The organism is Amycolatopsis dongchuanensis (assembly GCF_039542405.1).
Lineage (GTDB): Bacteria > Actinomycetota > Actinomycetes > Mycobacteriales > Pseudonocardiaceae > Amycolatopsis_E > Amycolatopsis_E sacchari.
Genome location: NZ_BAABIB010000012.1, coordinates 45,222 through 60,734 on the forward strand (window position 1 = coordinate 45,222; position 15,513 = coordinate 60,734).

Genomic DNA, 15,513 nt, shown 5'->3' on the forward strand with positions numbered 1-15,513 from the left:
CACCACGGAAATCCGCGATGGGGCGGTTGGGGTGAGTGACGGGACTCGAACCCGCGACATCCTGGACCACAACCAGGTGCTCTACCATCTGAGCTACACCCACCACGCGAGGAGCCGGCAGCCCGCCAACCTCAGCCGGGATATCGTAGCGTGCCGTCCCCGCCGCCGCGCAGGGGGTTACCCGCTGTGCTGTTCCCGCACGTCAGCGGCCGCGGCGCGGGCCTCCTCGGTGCTGGGTCCGGGCTGGGGGACGAACGCCGTGCGGCGGTAGTAGTCGAGCTCGCCGATGGACTCCTTGATGTCCGCGAGCGCCCGGTGCGCGAGGCCCTTCTCCGGCTTGGCGTAGTAGACCCGCGGGTACCAGCGGCGGACCAGCTCCTTGACCGACGAGACGTCGACCATCCGGTAGTGCAGGTGCGCGTCCAGCTCGGGCATGTCCCTGGCGATGAAACCCCGGTCCGTGGCGATGGAGTTCCCGGCGAGCGGGGCGGTCCTGGCGTCCGGCACGAAGCGGCGCACATAAGCCAGCACCTGCCGCTCGGCCTCGCCGAGCGTGGTCGTGGAGCGGCGGACCTCCTCGGTCAGGCCGGACCGCGCGTGCATGTCCCGCACCACGTCCGGCATGCCCGCCAGCGTCTCGTCGTCGGTGTGGATGACGAGGTCGAGGCCCTCGCCGAGGATGTTGAGCTCGGCGTCGGTCACCAGGACGGCGATTTCGATGAGTGCGTCTTTGGCGAGGTCGAGCCCCGTCATCTCGCAGTCGATCCAGACAAGACGGTCGGTCACCGAACGACTTTAACGCGCCGTGTCCGGCGGCCACGACCGACACAGCGGAACGGGCCGCCCCGACCTCGGCCCGTTCCGCCGCGCACGCCCGCTCGTCACTGGTTTTCGAGCTGGCTGACGATGGTCTTCGCGTCGTTGATCGGGATGGCGAAGCCGATCCCCACCGACCCCGCCGACGACGACGGGCTGTAGAGCGCGGAGTTGATCCCGATCACCTGGCCCGCCATGTTCACCAGCGCGCCGCCCGAATTGCCCTGGTTGATGGCGGCGTCCGTCTGGATGGCGGTGTAGCTGGGCGAGTCACTCGTCCGGTTGGCCGTCTGGTCGAACGGCGAGGACTGCTGCTCACCGGTGCCGATGTCGGACAGCTGCCGGTTGAGCGCGCTGATGATGCCCGAGGTCACCGTGTTCTGCAGCCCGGCCGGTGAACCGATGGCGACGACCTCCTGCCCCACGGCCAGTTTGCTGGAGTCGCCGAGCGTGGCGGCGGTGAGACCGCTGGCGCCCTTCGCCTGCAGCACGGCGATGTCGGCCTTCGTGTCCGCGCCGAGCACGCTCGCCTGGTACTGCTTGCCATCCGACAGGGTGATCGTGACGTCTCCGACCGCCCCGGACACCACGTGCGCGTTGGTGAGGATCTTGCCGTCGGAACTGAGGATCACCCCGGAACCGATCGCCTCACCCTGTCTGGTGGTCACGTTCACCTGGACGACGCTGGGCAGTACCTTCGCGGCGACCGCGCTGACGTCGGTGTTGGTCGTGCCGGAGACCGTCTGCGCACTCGCCGTGGTCCCGGAAGCGGTCGCCGAGGAGCCACCTTCGAGGCCCACGATCGCCGCGCCGCTCGCGCCGCCGACCAGTGCGGCCGCCACGGCCGTCGCGCTGACCAGCGCCGCCACCCGCTTGCCCTTGCGGCGCGGCGGTGGCGGGGTGGGGACCTGCCCGGCGGGAGCAGGCTGCGTGTAGTACGGGTAGCTCTGCTGCGGCTGGTAGCTACCCAGGTGGCCCTGCCGGAAGTCGTTCTCGCTCATGTGCCCAGCTTCGGTCGCCATGGTGTGAGGAACCTGTGGAACAGCTTCGAAATCAGCTGAGAAGAATTTCCTGAGAATTCTCAGCGGAATCTTGGCGGGAGCGGGGGCCAGTACCGGCTGCGGTCGCGTGCGAGGTGGCGCGCCAGCTCGGCCCAGGCCGCGGGCCGGATCTTCGCGACCGGTGCTGCCGGGTCGATCCCGGTGCTGTGCAGGAGTTTCGGGTGTCCGAGGACCTTCCTGGCGGGCTGGCTCGGGGTGCGGTATGCCGTGGACAGGAGCGTCCACAATGCCCGGTCGGGAACCGCCTGTCGCCTGCGGATGACGAGGTGGGCAGAATCGACTCGCGGGGGAGGGGAAAAGCAGTTCGCGGATATCCGCGAGACGAGTTCCAGTTCGAAGCGCGCGGCCCACCAGGCCTGTTCGAGGTGCCGGGGCGCGATGACGCGTTTCGCGAAACCCCACTCCACGATGAGCGCGGCCTGCCGCAACCGGGTGCGCTGGGGGCTGAGGAGGCGGCGGAGAAGGGCGGTCGACAGCGCGTAGGGGATACTGGCCACCACCGAGAAGTGCTTGCGCGGCAAGGGAAAGCTCATGATGTCCGCCTGGATCACGCGGACGTTCCCGCGATCGGCCAGACGGCTCCGGAGCTTGCGGACGAACTCGGGGTCTCGTTCGACGGCGAGCACGTGAGCGTTCGTTTCAGCCAGATGGGTGGTGATCGCGCCCTGCCCGGCACCGAACTCGACGACGAGGTCGCCGGGGTGCAGCGGGCAGGAACGGACGAGCCGGGCGGCGATCCGGGGTGCGGCAAGGAAGTGCACGCCACCGGAGCGCTCGGCACGGGGTGCCGGGGGCATGGGGACTCCACGTCATGAGGAAGGACAGGGCTCATGACGCAGCGACTGGCGTGCGTGGGGAAGGGGCGCGGACGGATCGTCGGCGCGGGGGTGTGAGCAGCCGCTGCGTTCAGGCGGACCGCGGACGAGCGGTCGCGACGCTGGACTGCCACAAAGTTCCCATGCGACGAAGGTAGCAAGGTGGGCAACGGGTTTTCGGTGGCGCCGAAAACTGTCGGTGGTCGCCGCTATGGTCGGCGCAACGAAGATCCGACCACTGGAGGTACCGATGACCAGCACCTTGCAGCGCCCCGCCGAACTGCGTGCGGAGGGCCCGTTCGACCTCGCCGCGTCCGCGCGGTTCCTCGAAGGGTTCACGCCGGCGGCGCGCGCCGACGCCGCGGAGGAGCCGGGCACGCTGCGCATGGCGTTCCCGGTCGAGGGGAGCTGGCAGCACGCCGGTGTCCTGATCCGGCGGAGAGCACCGGGTTCGGTCGAGGTTTCCGTTGCCGCGGAAGGGGAAGTGGCCGGCGCGGCGGTGCGGCAGGTGGGCCGGATCCTGTCGCTGGACGTCGACGGCGGCAGGTTCGCGGAGCTGGGCAGGGCCGATCCCGTGGTGGGTGCGCTGCAGGAGCGTTTTCCGGGGTTGCGGCCCGTGCTGTTCCACTCGCCGTACGAGGCGGCGTGCTGGGCGATCATCGCGTCACGCATCCGGATGACGCAGGCCGCCGCCATCAAGCAGCGCATCGCGGAGCGGTACGGCGAGCTGATCGACGTCGAGGGCAAGCGGCTCGCGTCGTTCCCCGCGCCCTCGGTCCTGCGCACGCTAGACCAACCACTGGGTCTCTCGGCGACGAAGGTGCACCGGCTCCGCGCGATGGCCCGAGCGGCGGAGGAGGGCTTGCTCGACGCCGAGGCGCTGCGGGCCCTTGAACCCGAGGAAGCGCTGCGGCAGTTGCGGAGGCTACCGGGTATCGGCCCGTTCTCGGCCGAGCTGATCCTCATCCGCGGGGCCGGTCATCCGGACCTGTTCCCGGCCAATGAACCCCGTCTGCACGACGAGATGCGCGAGCTGTACGGCTTGCCGGATGCGGACGTCGCGGAGCTCGAGGCGCTCTCCGAACGCTGGCGCCCGTACCGGAGCTGGGTGGGGTTGCTGCTGCGCGTCCATCGGGAGGTCCGCCTGGGGTGAGTCCACGGTCAGGGGTGCGGGATCCCGCGCGCCCGTAGGCGAGGTCACGGTCTTGGCGTCGAGTCCGTGCACTCGTCGGGCGGGGGTTCTCGGGCGTCCGTGGGTCCGGTTCGAGGGCGCTCGGGGCGAGGGCGGGAACGGGGGAGCTGGGTCGGAGGCTCCGGGCTGGGGGCCGAGGCCGGTCGGGCCGGTGACTTGCGGGCTGGTGCCGTTCGGGGGAGGCGCGTTGCGGGCCGGGCCTTCGGGTCGGTGTCTGTCGGGTCGGGCCCCGTCAGTGCCGGCCCCTCGGGCCGGTGCGCTTTGGATCGGCGCTCTCCAGGCTGAGGTCCTCGGGCTGGTTTCTGTCGGGGCAGGCCCTTCGGGCTGCTGCCTTGCGGGCTGCTGCCTTGAGGATCTGACCCTTCGGGGTAGAGCTCTCGGGCTGGTGCGCTTCGGGTCGGCACTCTCGGGCCGGGGCTCTCGGGCTGATGCCGTTCGGGCTGGCGGCTTATGGCCGTGCCGTTCGGGGGCGACGCGTTTCGAGCCGGGCCTTCGGGCCGGTGTCTGGTTTCGGGCCGGGCCTTTCGGCCGGTGTCTGTCGGTTCAGGCCCCGTCAGTGCTGGCCCTCGGGCTGGTGCGCTTTGGATCGGCGCTCTCCAGGCTGAGGTCCTCGGGCTGGTGTCTGTCGGGTGAAGTTGCTTCAGCGCCGGGCCTTCCGGGCTGATGCGCCTCGGGCCGTTGGGCGTCGGACTGCTGCCCTTTCGGGCCGGTGCTCCTCGAACCGAGGCCCTTCGGGGCCGAGCCTCGCGGGCCGGTGCTCGGTGGGGTGGTGCCGTTCCGGCCGGGCCCCTTCGGGACCCTGCCGTTCCGGCCGGGCCCCTTCGGGACCCTGCCGTTCCGGCCGGGCCCCTTCGGGACCGCGCCTCCCGGACTGGTGCTGTTCGCGTCGGCGCGCTTCGGGCCGGGGCCCTTCAGCACCGAGCCCCTCGGAGCTGAACCGGGTGCCCCTCGTGCCGGGGCCGTTCAGCACGGAACCCTTCGGGCTGGCCCCTCGGACCGCGCGCGACCTCACCGAGCCGAATGGGGTGACCGTCCGGGCCGAGTGCGCCGACCCGCCTAACCGCGCCCCGGAGCGGGCCGCACGGGTGCCCTCACCGCCGAGGCGAGCCGTCGTCCCGACGCGGCGACCTGACCAGGACTTATTGACAGCAGAACGGAAACCTGTGAAACGGACGGGGGTGGTAACACCACGTAGACAACCGATGTGGTGAGCTGCGCGCGTGCAACTCGCGGACACGGGCGACGTCGTATCACCGGTCGGGATCTTCGGTGCGCAGCCGGACCCGACGGTCTGGGTGCCGCTGGTGACGGGCGGTCTCGCGCTGCTGCTGGTGCTGTCCGGGGCACCGTGGCGGCTGGCCCGCAACCTCGTGACCATCGTGCACGAGGCCGGGCACGCCCTCGTCGCGGTGCTCGCCGGGCGGCGCCTGCAGGGGATCCAGCTGCACTCCGACACGTCCGGCGTCACGGTGTCGCGCGGTCGCCCGACGGGGCCCGGCATGGTGCTGACGTCGCTGGCCGGCTACCCCGCGCCCGGGGTGCTCGGGCTCGGGTTCGCCGGGCTGCTCGCCGCCGACCGGATCACGGTGCTGCTCGCCGTCGCCGCGGTGCTCCTGCTCGGGGTGCTGGTGATGGTGCGCAACGCCTACGGCGTGCTGTCCGTCGTGCTGACGGCGGGCGGGCTCGCCGTGGTCGCGCTCGTCGCCGGACCGGAGGTGCAGGCGTGGTTCGTGTACCTCATCACGTGGTTCCTGCTGTTCGGCGGCCTCCGGCCGGTGTTCGAGCTGCAGCGGAAACGGCGCCGGGGTGCGGCACGCGACTCCGACGTCGACCAGCTGGACCGGCTCACCGGCGTGCCCGCCGCGCTGTGGGTGCTGATCATGGTGGTGATCGCGCTGACGTGTCTCGTGGTCGGCGGGGCGTGGTTGCTGGAGCCCGCGCTGCAGTCCTGAGCTGCTCGTACGGCACACTGGAGTGCCTGAAAGCGGCGAAAGGAAGGTGCGCTGTGTCCGACGAGGTGGCCAAGGCAGTAGAGGAATGCGCGCGGGCGGCGAAGTCGGCGGCTCCAGCACTGGCCACGGCGCCGGACGAGGCCATCGACGCCGCGTTGACCGCCATGGCACGCCTGCTCCTGGAGCACCGTGAGGCGGTGCTGGAAGCCAACCGCGCCGACGTCGCGAAGGCCCGGGAAGAGGGCATGAGCGCGGGGCTGCTGGACCGCTTGACCATCACCGCGGAGCGGCTCACCGGGATGGCCGAGCAGTTGCGCCTGCTCGCCGGCGCCCCGCACCAGGAACGGTCGATCCCGGTGTCCACACTGGACGGCGGCCTGCGGCTGGTGGAGCGGCGGCGCCCGGTGGGCGTGATCGGCGCGAACTACGAGGCGCGGCCGAACGTGACGGTCGACGTGGCTTCGCAGCTGGTCAAGTCCCGCAACGCCGGTGTGCTGCGCACGGGTTCGGCCGCGCTGGGGTCCGCACAGCGGCTGCTCGACGTGGTGATCGCGCCCGCGCTCACCGAAGCCGGCATCGACGCGGACGCGATCCAGCTCGTGCCCCGCGTCGAGCGCGAGGCCGCCACGGCGCTGGTGCAGCTGCCGAGCCTGGTGCCGCTGGTGATCCTGCGCGGTAGCGGGGAGAGCACCCGCAGGCTCGCCACCGAGGCCGCGGTGCACGGCGTCCGCACGCTCGCCCACGCGGACGGCGGCGGCGTGCTCTACGTGGACGAGGCCGCGGACGCGGACAAGGTGCGCGCGCTGGTGTTCGACAGCCTCGACCGGCTGGGCGTGTGCAACCGGCTGAACCTGCTGCTGGTGCACTCCGCCGTCCACGAGCGGCTGTGGCCGGTGATCTCCGAGGCGCTCGCGGAGCGTGAGGTGACGCCTTCGCTGCCGCCGCACGAGCACGCGATCGGCTACGAGTGGGCACTGGACTCCGACCACGAGGCGACGGTCACCGTCGCGCAGGTCGAGAGCCTCGCCGAGGCGGTGCGCATCGCGAACGAGCAGACGTCCGGCCTCGCGGCGGGGATCGCCACGGAGGACAGCGCCGCCGCCGAGGCGTTCTTCGACGGTTACACGGGCACGGGCGTCTTCTGGAACGCGCCGACGCGCCTGCTCGACGGTTTCAAGCTGCTGGCCGTGCCGGAGACCGGCATCAACCTCGACCGCGTCCCCGGGCCGCGGGGGCCCGTCACCTACACCGATCTGTACGTGCGGCAGTACGCCGTGCTGCCCGCCTGACCCTCGCGGTTCCGCGCCCGTCGTCGGGCTGCGTGCACCGGACGGCGAGGTTCGCGGTGGCAGTTCGCCTGGCCGGTTCGCCGCCTTGGCCTGCCGCCGTGGGGCTCGCGGCGGCCTGTGGCGCGAAGTGGCTGGGGTGGCGCGCTGGGCGGGCTGTGGCGTCGCCTTCGGCGGCCGCGACGGTGGGTTGCGCGGTGCGTGCGGGTGGCTCCGGTGACCGCGGCGGTGGGCTGGCGGGGTGCGTGCGGCGGCGCGGCGATGGGTTGCGGGTGCGGGCGGTGGCTCGTGGGGCGTGCGCTCGGCGGTGCCGGCGTGGATCGCGCGGTACGTGCGGCGGCGCGGCGCTGGGGCCCGGGTGCGTTCGGTGGCTGCGGCGGTGGGGCGCGGGGTGCGTTCGGCTACGCGGCGGTGGCTCGCGCGGCGGCCGCGGCGGCGTGCAGCGGCCGCGGCGGCGTGCGATGGCCGTGGCGTGGCGTGGCGTGCCGTGGGCGGGCTGCGGTCAACAGAACAGACCGCCCGAACCGCGCCCGAAGCGCCTCAGCCCCGGCGGAGGGCGAACGAGCGCAGGCGCGCGTAACCGCGAACAGCCGTGGCGCGGCGGGGGCGGATCGAGTACCTGTGGGTCGTCGCCAGCGCGCGGGCCAGTTCCCGGTCGATGAGGATCGTGCCTGGGCGGGCGATCGACGTCAGGCGTGCGGCCAGGTTCACCACCGAGCCGTACACGTCCCCGAAGCGGCTCAAGATCCTCCCCGACGCCATCCCCGCCCGGACGTCCGGCAGCGTTGGGTCCGCCGTTGTGCGTTCCGTCAACGTCAGCGCGATCTCCGCGGCGTCCACGGGCGAATCGGCCACGAACAGGACCTCGTCGCCGATCATCTTGACCACCCGGCCGTGGTGTTCGGCCACCACTTCGGTCGCCAGCGCCTCGAACCGCTCCAGGATCTCACTCAGCTCCGACTCGCCGATCCGCCGCGTCAAGCGCGTGTACCCGACCATGTCCACGAACCCCGCGACCTCGGTCCGCGCCTCCAGGTTCTCCTCCGGCGACGCCAGCGCCCGCCCCGCGAACGCCGCCAGGTGCCGCCGCCACACGAAGTCCTGCACCCGCTGCAACTCGGGCACCAGCCGCTCCACCAGCAGCGCCACCTGCTTCTCGTCGCGGCCCAGCTCCTCGTTCTCCGTGATCAGCGTCCACAACATGGACACCTGCCACTCCGCCAGCCGCGACAGGTGCTGGCCCAGCGCCCTCGTCACCGTCGTCTCCAGGCGCGGGTCCAGCCACCCCGACGAAATCAGCTGATCGGCCAGGCGCACGGCCTCCACGTCGGCGTCGGTGAACACCACGTCGTCATCGGCGACCGTCGCGAAACCCAGCGCCCGCCACAGCCTCGTCGCGCGTTCGATCGGCACACCCGTCTTCTCGGCCACCTCGAGCCGCGTGTACCGCCGCTGACCGCCGAGCAGGATGCTTTCGAGTCGTTCCTCGTCCACGCCGGACCGTCAGGTCGTGTGCACGATCAGGACGTCCACCCCGGACTTCCGCGCCGCCTCCGCGGGCACCGAACCGAGGATCCGGCCGGCCAGCGTGTTCAGCCCCCGGTTGCCGACGACCAGCAGGTCCGCCGACCGCTCCCGCACGACCTTCCGCAGCGCCTCCACCGGCTCGCCGACCACCGCGACCGTGTCGATGTCCGTGGCGCCGACCTTGACGGCCCGGTCACGCGCCGACTGCAGCGTGTCCTCGGCCGGAGCGGAGCCCACCACCTGGTACGCCTCGTCGCGGAGCACGTCCTGCGCCTTCTCGACGTCGCTGCGGCTCGCCGGGTAGTAGGCGCACACGATCACCAGCCGCGCACCCGAATCCGCCGACACCGCCGCCGCCCGGTCGACCGCGCGAAAGGACGAATCCGAACCGTCCGTACCCACGACCACAGTCTGGTAAGCCGCCATGCGAAAGTCCTCCCGGCCAGTGCGCGAACCGCGTGGCTGTGAAGGCTACTCGCCAGTCGGTTTGCTCGCAGCCCCCTCCTTGGCGGCCGGAACCGGCGTCGCCGGACGGGTCGGCTGCTCCTCGGGCAGCGGCTCCACCACCGGCGCCGCGTCGCCCAGGACGGCGGTCGCCTCGTTGAGCACGGCCTTCGCGGCCTTGACCTGCTCGGCGATCCCGGCACGCAGCGAGCGGAGCGCCTCGACCCGGTCGGCGGCGGCGTTGATGCGCTTGTTGGCCTCTTCGGTCGCCTCGCGGACCCGCCGCTGCGCCTCGTCCGTGGCCTCGGCGAGCCGGGCGTTCGCCTCGGTGATCGACGCCTGCTTGCGGCGGTTCGCGTCCTCGATCGACTCGCGGCGGCGGCGCTCGATCTCCTCGTGGGCCGTCTTCTGCTCCTCCGCGACCTTCGTCCGGATCGCGGTGGCCTCCTCGGTCGCCTCGCGCACGCGGCGTTCCGCCTCGGCCTTGCTCGCGGCCTCCTGCTCGGCCAGCACGCGCATGGCCTCGTTGCGCCGGGCGGCCATGGCGATCTCGAAGTCCTCTTCGACCTTCGTGCGGCGCTGCTCGGCCTCGGAGTCCAGCCGGTCGCGCTCGTCCTTGGCCTTCTGGGTGATCGACTCGGCCTCGGCCCGCGCGTCCTCCAGGACCTTGCGGTGCTCGGCCTCCATCTCCTTGCGCCGGGCGTCGAGCTCGGACAGCAGCTGCTCGTAGCGGGCACGCATCGCGCTCGCGTCGGCCTCGGCCTTCGCCCGGATGTGCCCCGCCTCGGCCTCGGCACGGGCCCGGGTGTCGGCGGCCTCGTCCTGCGCGAGCCGGAGCATGCGCTGCAGGCGTTCGGACAGGCCCTCGACGGTCGTCGGCGGCTGGCCCAGCCGTTCGACCTGGCCGCGGAGGTTGTCGATCTCCCCACGGGCCTGTTCCAGCTGGCGCGCCAGGTCACCCGCCTGCGTGATGGCGGCGTCCCGGTCGGCGGCGAGCATCTTGAGGTCGCCGTCGAGCCGTTCCAGGTGCTCGTCCACCTGGTGCCGGTCGTAGCCGCGCTTCGCCAGGTCGAAGCCGGCCCCCAGCGGTACAAGCTCCCGTTCTTCGCCAAGGCTCATAACAAGAGAGTAACCGCGACGCGGAGCGTCATAGGGGTGGGTGCGCTCCGTGATGGGACATTGACCGGGCGGCCAACCAAGCGCACCATGGAAATCCGGGAGAGCAAAGGCGCTTTCAGGAGGTGATTCACGATGGCCGAAACCTCGACACGTGCATGGATGCGTCCGCACGACTGGGCCGAGGTGGTGCTGGGAGTGGTGGCGGTGCTGTCGTTCCTGTGGGTGGACACCGACAACGCCGCGATGTGGACGATGATCGTGCTGGGCGCGCTGATCGCCCTCGACGGTCTGCTGTCCCTGGCCATGCCGGGGCTCGTCTACGGCGAAGGGGTGCAGGTCGTGCTCGGCGCCCTGCTGTTCATCTCACCCTGGGTGATGAGCTACACCGACATGACCGCCGCCGCGTGGTCCGCCTGGATCATCGGCGGCCTGACCCTGATCATCGGTGCCGCGGCGCTGCCCGTGGCGAACTCGGCGCACAGGATGGCGGGTCAGCACTGAGCACGGAAGAGCCCCCGGCGAAGGAGCGGATCCTCGTCGCGGCGGAAGAGCTGTTCGCCGAATCGGGTTTCGACGCCACGCCCACGTCGCGCATCGCGGAACGCGCCCGCGTGCCGAAAGGTCTCGTGCACTACTACTTCCGGCGCAAGTCCGACCTGCTGGGCGCGCTGATCAAGCGGCTGCCCGACGAGCAGATCGAGCCGGAGCTGGTGGTGGTGCCGGGGGACATCGCGGAGAGCCTGCGGCGTCTGGTCCGCGAACTGGACGCCCGGCTCGCCCGCTCCCGCATGCTGTCGCACCTGCTCTGGCGTGAGGCCGACACGCACCGCGCGGTGCGGGACGCGCTGCACGAACGGTTCCAGCAGCTGGTGCGGCAGGTGCGGGCGGTGATCCTCGCGGCGGGTGAGGGCGGGATCGCGGTCGCGGACGTCGACAGCGCGGCCGGCCTGCTCGCACTCGCCGTGAGCTACCGCCACTCGGTCGCGCGGCACGGCGACGAGCCGCCGGACCTGATGGAGCGGGAGCTGAACTTCATCGCCGACGCGCTGATGGCGCGGCCTGCTCCCTCCTAGGAAGCGGGCTCCACCAGTTCCACGAGCACGCCGCCGGCGTCCTTCGGGTGCACGAAGTTGACCCTGCTGCCCGCGGTGCCACGCTTGGCCTTGTCGTACAGCAGCCGCAAACCCTTGGCGCGCAAGGCCTCCGCGGCGGCTTCGACGTCGCGCACCCGGTAGGCGAGCTGCTGGAGGCCCGGGCCCTTGGTGCCGAGGAACTTCGCGATCGTCGAGTCCGGGCGCAGCGGCGCGAGCAGCTGGATCGCGGGGCCGGACTCGTCGCCCTCGGCGTGCAGCATCGCTTCGCGCACGCCCTGTTCCTCGTTCTCCTCGGTGTGCGTCGCGCGCATGCCGAAGTTCTCGGCGTAGAAGGCGATGGCCGCGTCGAGGTCCGGCACCGCGATGCCGACGTGGTCGATCGTCGTCACGAGCGGTTTCAGCGCCTCATCCATGAGGGGGAGCATAGGCGCCCGCGAGGCGCCCTTCGCGTGCCGCGACTCACACCTGTACTGGCGAGGTCCTGCCGGTATCGTCGAGATGACCGCCGTTGTTCGTGTTTTGGAGGCTGCCTTGTCCGGTTCGGTGATCCTGGGTGCCGCCCGCACCCCGATCGGTCGACTGCTGGGGTCCCTGAAGGACTTCTCCGGAGCACAGCTGGGCGGGGTGGCCATCAAGGCCGCGCTCGAGCGCGCCGGGGTGGCGCCCGAGGCCGTGCAGTACACGATCATGGGCCAGGTCCTGACCGCCGGCGCGGGGCAGATCCCGGCGCGGCAGGCCGCGGTCGCGGCGGGCATCCCGATGGACGTGCCCGCGCTGACCATCAACAAGGTGTGCCTGTCCGGCCTCGACGCGATCGCGCTGGCCGACCAGCTCATCCGCGCGGGCGAGTTCGACCTCGTCGTCGCGGGCGGGCAGGAGTCGATGACGCAGGCGCCGCACCTGCTGCCGAAGTCGCGGTCGGGCTTCAAGTACGGCGACGCGACGCTGCTGGACCACATGGCCTACGACGGCCTGTTCTGCGCCTTCGACCAGGTCGCGATGGGCGCTTCGACCGAGAAGTACAACTCGCGCTACGGCCTCACCCGTGAGCAGCAGGACGAGTTCTCGGCGCGCTCGCACCAGCGGGCCGCGGCGGCGATCGCGAACGGCCTGTTCAAGGAGGAGATCGCCCCCGTCTCGATCCCGCAGCGCAAGGGCGACCCGGTGCTGTTCGAGACCGACGAGGGCGTGCGCGCGGACACGACCGTCGAGGGCCTGGCGAAGTTGCGTCCCGCGTTCGCCGCGGACGGCACGATCACCGCGGGCTCGGCGTCGCAGATCTCCGACGGCGCGGCGGCCGTCGTCGTGGCGAGCCGGGAGAAGGCCGAGGAGCTGGGCATCACGCCGCTGGCGGAGATCGGCGCGCACGGCGTCGTCGCCGGCCCGGACGCGAGCCTGCACGAGCAGCCGTCCAACGCGATCAAGGCCGCGCTGGCGAAGGCGAAGCTCGACGTGAGCGCGCTGGACCTGGTGGAGATCAACGAGGCGTTCGCCGCGGTGGGCCTGGTGTCGAGCGAGAAGCTCGGGCTGGACCCGGAGAAGGTGAACGTCAACGGCGGCGCGATCGCGCTCGGCCACCCGATCGGGGCTTCCGGTGCCCGGCTGGCGGTGCACCTCGTGCACGAGTTGCGGCGCCGTGGCGGCGGGCTCGGTGCCGCCGCGCTGTGCGGTGGCGGCGGCCAGGGTGACGCCCTGCTGATCAAGGTCCCGTCGAACTGACGGGACGACGCGCTGCCTGATCCGCCGCGGTCTGGACAATGGGAAGCATGGTGCCTGTCGAGCGCGTCGGTCTGGTCGTCCACGGCGGCAAGGAGGCGGCACTCGCGGCGGCCCGTGAGGTGCGGCAGTGGGCGGCCGAGCACGGCATCCCGTGCGTCGACATCGACGTGTGGGACGACCACGACGGCAGGCTGCACGCGCGGGACGAGGCGGCGCGGGCGGGCAATCCCGATCTGATCGTCACCGTCGGCGGCGATGGCACGTTCCTGCGTGGCGTGCGCGTCGCCGGGCCGTCGGGGGCGCGGGTGCTGGGCGTGAACGTCGGGCGCGTCGGCTTCCTCACCGAGGTCAGCACCGACGACGTGCGTGCGGCGCTCGACGCCGTGCAGCGGGGCGAGACGACGGTGGACGCGCGGATGGCGCTGACCATGCGCGCGTCGCGGCCGCTGGAGATCCCGCGGGGCATGGAGGCGATGCTGCGGTACGGGCGCGGGCCCGCGCTGCCGCCGCCGCAGCCGCGGCCGGGGATGAAGAGCGAGGTCGGCTGGGGCGTGCCGTTGGACGTGCTGGCGCTCAACGACGTCGTCGTGGAGAAGCTGGCGCGGGACCGGCAGGCGAGCCTCGCGGTGTACGTCGGCGGGAAGCTCTTCGCCTCCTACAGCGCCGACGCGCTCATAGTCGCTTCGTCCACCGGGTCCACGGCGTACAGCTTCGCGGCGGGAGGGCCGATCGTGTCGCCGAAGCTGGACGCGCTGGTGTTCACGCCCGTGGCGGCGCACATGGTGTTCAACCGCAGCGTGGTGCTGGACTGTTCGCAGTCGGTCGGGATCCTGGTGCTGGAGCATTCGGGTCAGGTGGCGGTGAGCGTCGACGGGCAGCTCCGGGGCGTGCTGAACCCGGGTGACTGGATCAGCGTGTACGGCGCGCAGCAGCGGGCGAAGCTCGTGCGGTTGACCGAGCCGGATTTCCTCGGCAAGGTGCGGGACCGGTTCGGGCTCGTCGACTCGGCCGCTGCGCTGGCGGACGGTCAGGCCCCGGCGTACGCGCCGAACGAGCCCATGCCGCCGGACCTGGCTCACCCGGGGCCGCTGGAGAACTGACCCAGGGCGCGCATCAGCGCTTCGACCGCGGGGCCGAACGCATGCTCGGCGGGGGTCGCGTAGCCGAGCACGATGCCCTGCGGGTGCTCGCCCTCGGCGAACCAGTGCCGCCCCAGGCCGTCGATCGCCACCGATTCCCGCAGCGCGGCCTTGATCACCTCCGCCTCGGTGAGGTGTGGCGGCAGCAGCACCAGCAGGTGCAGGCCCGCGGAGATCCCGATCGGCTGGAAACCCTTGGGCAGCAAGGAAAGCAGGCGATCGCGGCGACGCCGGTAGGTGGTGCGTCGCTGCCGCACGTGCCGGTCGTAGGCGCCGGAGTCGAGCATGTCGGCGAGCACCAGGTGGTCCAGCGTCGGCGGTCGCCAGCCGGTCGCGGTGAGAGCCGCGCGCACCGGTTCGACGAGTGACCTCGGCAGCACCAGCCACCCGATGCGCGTCGCGGGAGCGAGGGTTTTGCTGACCGTTCCCGTGTAGACGATCCGATCGGGCGCGAGGGCCTGCAACGCGCCGACGGGCTGCCGGTCGAAGCGGAACTCGCCGTCGTAGTCGTCCTCGATCACCAGGCCGCCGGTCGTCGTGGCCCAGCGCGCCAGTGCCGTCCGGCGTTCCGGTGCGAGCGTCACGCCGAGGGGGTACTGGTGCGCGGGGGTGACGACGACGGCGGGATTGTCCACAAGGGACACTTGTATACCGGCTTCGTCGACGGGCACCCCGGCGAGCCGCAGGCCCGCGCGGCTCGCGTTCTCACGGATCTGGGGTAGGGACGGATCTTCGAAGGCCAGCGAGGTTTCCCCGCGCTCGCGCAGGACGTGGCAGAGCACGGTCAGCGCGTGGCTGAACCCGCCGCACACCACGATCCGGTCGGGCTCGGCGACCACGCCCCGGCTGCGGGACAGGTAGCGCGCCAGCGACTCCCGCAGTGCCGCCGAACCGTGCACCTCGCCGTAGTCGAACACGTTCGCGGGCGCTTCCTGCAGCACGCGCCGGGTCGCCGAAGCCCAGGCCGCACGCGGGAAGGACGACAGGTCGGGGCGGCCGGGGTAGAGGTCCCACCTCGCGTCCGGCACCCACGGCGCGGCGCGCGGGCCGGTCTTCTCCGGGGCCGGGGTGGCGGGGTTGATCGCGGCGACGCGGGTCGGCGCGCCCTGGCTCGTGCGCAGGTAGCCCTCGGTGGTCAGGTCGGCGTAGACGCGCGTAACCGTGCCGCGTGCGACGCCCAGGTCCTTGGCGAGCGCACGTGTCGACGGCACCGCGGTGCCGGGTGCCAGCCGCCCCTCCCGGATCGCCCGGCGGAGTGCGTCCGCGAGCCCCTGCCGTCCGGTGCCCGGATGCCAGTCAAGGTGCACGTCCCAGCCCGGACTGGTCCACGAATCTGCCACGAAACTGGA

General features: G+C 71.9%; 15 protein-coding genes and 1 tRNA gene. 7 read left to right on the plus strand and 9 right to left on the minus strand.

Annotated elements, in window-relative coordinates; genetic code table 11:
- Positions 1-27: 27 nt before the first annotated feature.
- From ABFX51_RS02470 to ABFX51_RS02485, 4 genes are all read right to left on the minus strand, one after another.
- Positions 28-103: transfer RNA gene (locus ABFX51_RS02470), tRNA-His, on the minus strand.
- Between the two features lie 74 nt (positions 104-177).
- The gene (orn, locus tag ABFX51_RS02475) at positions 178-786 is read right to left on the minus strand and encodes an oligoribonuclease (RefSeq protein WP_091504675.1); all 609 of its coding nucleotides are present in this window, start codon (positions 784-786) and stop codon (positions 178-180) included.
- A 95-nt stretch (positions 787-881) separates the two neighbouring features.
- Positions 882-1,817, minus strand: a complete 936-nt coding sequence (locus tag ABFX51_RS02480; protein WP_346051795.1) for a S1C family serine protease — start codon at positions 1,815-1,817, stop codon at positions 882-884.
- Between the two features lie 80 nt (positions 1,818-1,897).
- Positions 1,898-2,674 carry a ribosomal RNA small subunit methyltransferase A gene (locus ABFX51_RS02485; protein WP_346051797.1) on the minus strand — a complete coding sequence of 259 codons (777 nt, stop codon included), beginning with the start codon at positions 2,672-2,674 and terminating at the stop codon, positions 1,898-1,900.
- Between the two features lie 268 nt (positions 2,675-2,942).
- Between ABFX51_RS02485 and ABFX51_RS02490 the strand changes: the two genes are divergently transcribed.
- From ABFX51_RS02490 to ABFX51_RS02500, 3 genes are all read left to right on the plus strand, one after another.
- The gene (locus ABFX51_RS02490; RefSeq protein WP_346051799.1) at positions 2,943-3,845 is read left to right on the plus strand and encodes a DNA-3-methyladenine glycosylase family protein; all 903 of its coding nucleotides are present in this window, start codon (positions 2,943-2,945) and stop codon (positions 3,843-3,845) included.
- Positions 3,846-5,146: 1,301 nt separating this feature from the next.
- The gene (locus ABFX51_RS02495) at positions 5,147-5,836 is read left to right on the plus strand and encodes a M50 family metallopeptidase (protein WP_177228562.1); all 690 of its coding nucleotides are present in this window, start codon (positions 5,147-5,149) and stop codon (positions 5,834-5,836) included.
- Positions 5,837-5,889: 53 nt separating this feature from the next.
- Positions 5,890-7,125 (plus strand): aldehyde dehydrogenase family protein, encoded by a 1,236-nt coding sequence (locus ABFX51_RS02500; RefSeq protein ID WP_346051801.1) that lies wholly within the window; start codon positions 5,890-5,892, stop codon positions 7,123-7,125.
- A 537-nt stretch (positions 7,126-7,662) separates the two neighbouring features.
- Here ABFX51_RS02500 and ABFX51_RS02505 read toward each other — a convergent pair.
- The 3 genes from ABFX51_RS02505 to ABFX51_RS02515 are packed head-to-tail and all read right to left on the minus strand — an operon-like array spanning position 7,663 to position 10,212.
- On the minus strand, positions 7,663-8,616 hold the full coding sequence (locus tag ABFX51_RS02505) for an adenylate/guanylate cyclase domain-containing protein (protein WP_346051803.1): 954 nt from the start codon (positions 8,614-8,616) through the stop codon (positions 7,663-7,665).
- 9 nt (positions 8,617-8,625) lie between these two features.
- Complete coding sequence (locus ABFX51_RS02510; RefSeq protein WP_091504668.1) at positions 8,626-9,075, minus strand: universal stress protein; 450 nt, start codon at positions 9,073-9,075, stop codon at positions 8,626-8,628.
- 45 nt (positions 9,076-9,120) lie between these two features.
- Positions 9,121-10,212, minus strand: coding sequence for a coiled-coil domain-containing protein (locus tag ABFX51_RS02515; RefSeq protein ID WP_346051805.1), 1,092 nt, complete (start codon positions 10,210-10,212; stop codon positions 9,121-9,123).
- A 132-nt stretch (positions 10,213-10,344) separates the two neighbouring features.
- Here ABFX51_RS02515 and ABFX51_RS02520 point away from each other — a divergent pair, with 132 nt between their 5' ends.
- Both ABFX51_RS02520 and ABFX51_RS02525 read left to right on the plus strand, forming a co-directional pair.
- Positions 10,345-10,713, plus strand: a complete 369-nt coding sequence (locus ABFX51_RS02520; RefSeq protein WP_346051807.1) for an SPW repeat protein — start codon at positions 10,345-10,347, stop codon at positions 10,711-10,713.
- Positions 10,710-11,285: a TetR/AcrR family transcriptional regulator gene (locus ABFX51_RS02525; protein WP_346051833.1), complete on the plus strand. Its 576-nt coding sequence runs from the start codon at positions 10,710-10,712 to the stop codon at positions 11,283-11,285. Before ABFX51_RS02520 ends, ABFX51_RS02525 begins: the two co-directional genes overlap by 4 nt.
- On the opposite strand, the gene mce is transcribed toward ABFX51_RS02525, so the two are convergent.
- A complete protein-coding gene (mce, locus tag ABFX51_RS02530; RefSeq protein ID WP_346051809.1) occupies positions 11,282-11,719 on the minus strand; it encodes a methylmalonyl-CoA epimerase in 438 nt (145 codons plus the stop codon). The two genes, ABFX51_RS02525 and mce, sit on opposite strands and share 4 nt — an antisense overlap.
- Before the next feature lie 118 nt (positions 11,720-11,837).
- On the opposite strand from mce, the gene ABFX51_RS02535 reads away from it, so the two are divergent.
- Entirely contained in the window at positions 11,838-13,025 is a 1,188-nt protein-coding gene (locus ABFX51_RS02535; protein WP_346051835.1) for an acetyl-CoA C-acetyltransferase, read from the plus strand.
- 47 nt (positions 13,026-13,072) lie between these two features.
- The gene (locus tag ABFX51_RS02540; RefSeq protein WP_091504663.1) at positions 13,073-14,125 is read left to right on the plus strand and encodes an NAD(+)/NADH kinase; all 1,053 of its coding nucleotides are present in this window, start codon (positions 13,073-13,075) and stop codon (positions 14,123-14,125) included.
- Here the strand turns inward: ABFX51_RS02540 and pdxR are convergent.
- Positions 14,101-15,504, minus strand: coding sequence for a MocR-like pyridoxine biosynthesis transcription factor PdxR (pdxR, locus tag ABFX51_RS02545; protein WP_091504662.1), 1,404 nt, complete (start codon positions 15,502-15,504; stop codon positions 14,101-14,103). The two genes, ABFX51_RS02540 and pdxR, sit on opposite strands and share 25 nt — an antisense overlap.
- Positions 15,505-15,513: the final 9 nt, after the last annotated feature.

What these genes read in the sequence shown, in the direction of transcription:
- ABFX51_RS02480 (WP_346051795.1), bottom strand. Translation starts at nt 1,817, where the DNA reads ATGAGCGAGAACGACTTCCGGCAGGGCCACCTGGGTAGCTACCAGCCG.
- ABFX51_RS02485 (WP_346051797.1), bottom strand. Translation starts at nt 2,674, where the DNA reads ATGCCCCCGGCACCCCGTGCCGAGCGCTCCGGTGGCGTGCACTTCCTT.
- ABFX51_RS02490 (WP_346051799.1), top strand. Translation starts at nt 2,943, where the DNA reads ATGACCAGCACCTTGCAGCGCCCCGCCGAACTGCGTGCGGAGGGCCCG.
- ABFX51_RS02510 (WP_091504668.1), bottom strand. Translation starts at nt 9,075, where the DNA reads ATGGCGGCTTACCAGACTGTGGTCGTGGGTACGGACGGTTCGGATTCG.
- ABFX51_RS02515 (WP_346051805.1), bottom strand. Translation starts at nt 10,212, where the DNA reads ATGAGCCTTGGCGAAGAACGGGAGCTTGTACCGCTGGGGGCCGGCTTC.
- ABFX51_RS02520 (WP_346051807.1), top strand. Translation starts at nt 10,345, where the DNA reads ATGGCCGAAACCTCGACACGTGCATGGATGCGTCCGCACGACTGGGCC.
- mce (WP_346051809.1), bottom strand. Translation starts at nt 11,719, where the DNA reads ATGGATGAGGCGCTGAAACCGCTCGTGACGACGATCGACCACGTCGGC.
- ABFX51_RS02540 (WP_091504663.1), top strand. Translation starts at nt 13,073, where the DNA reads ATGGTGCCTGTCGAGCGCGTCGGTCTGGTCGTCCACGGCGGCAAGGAG.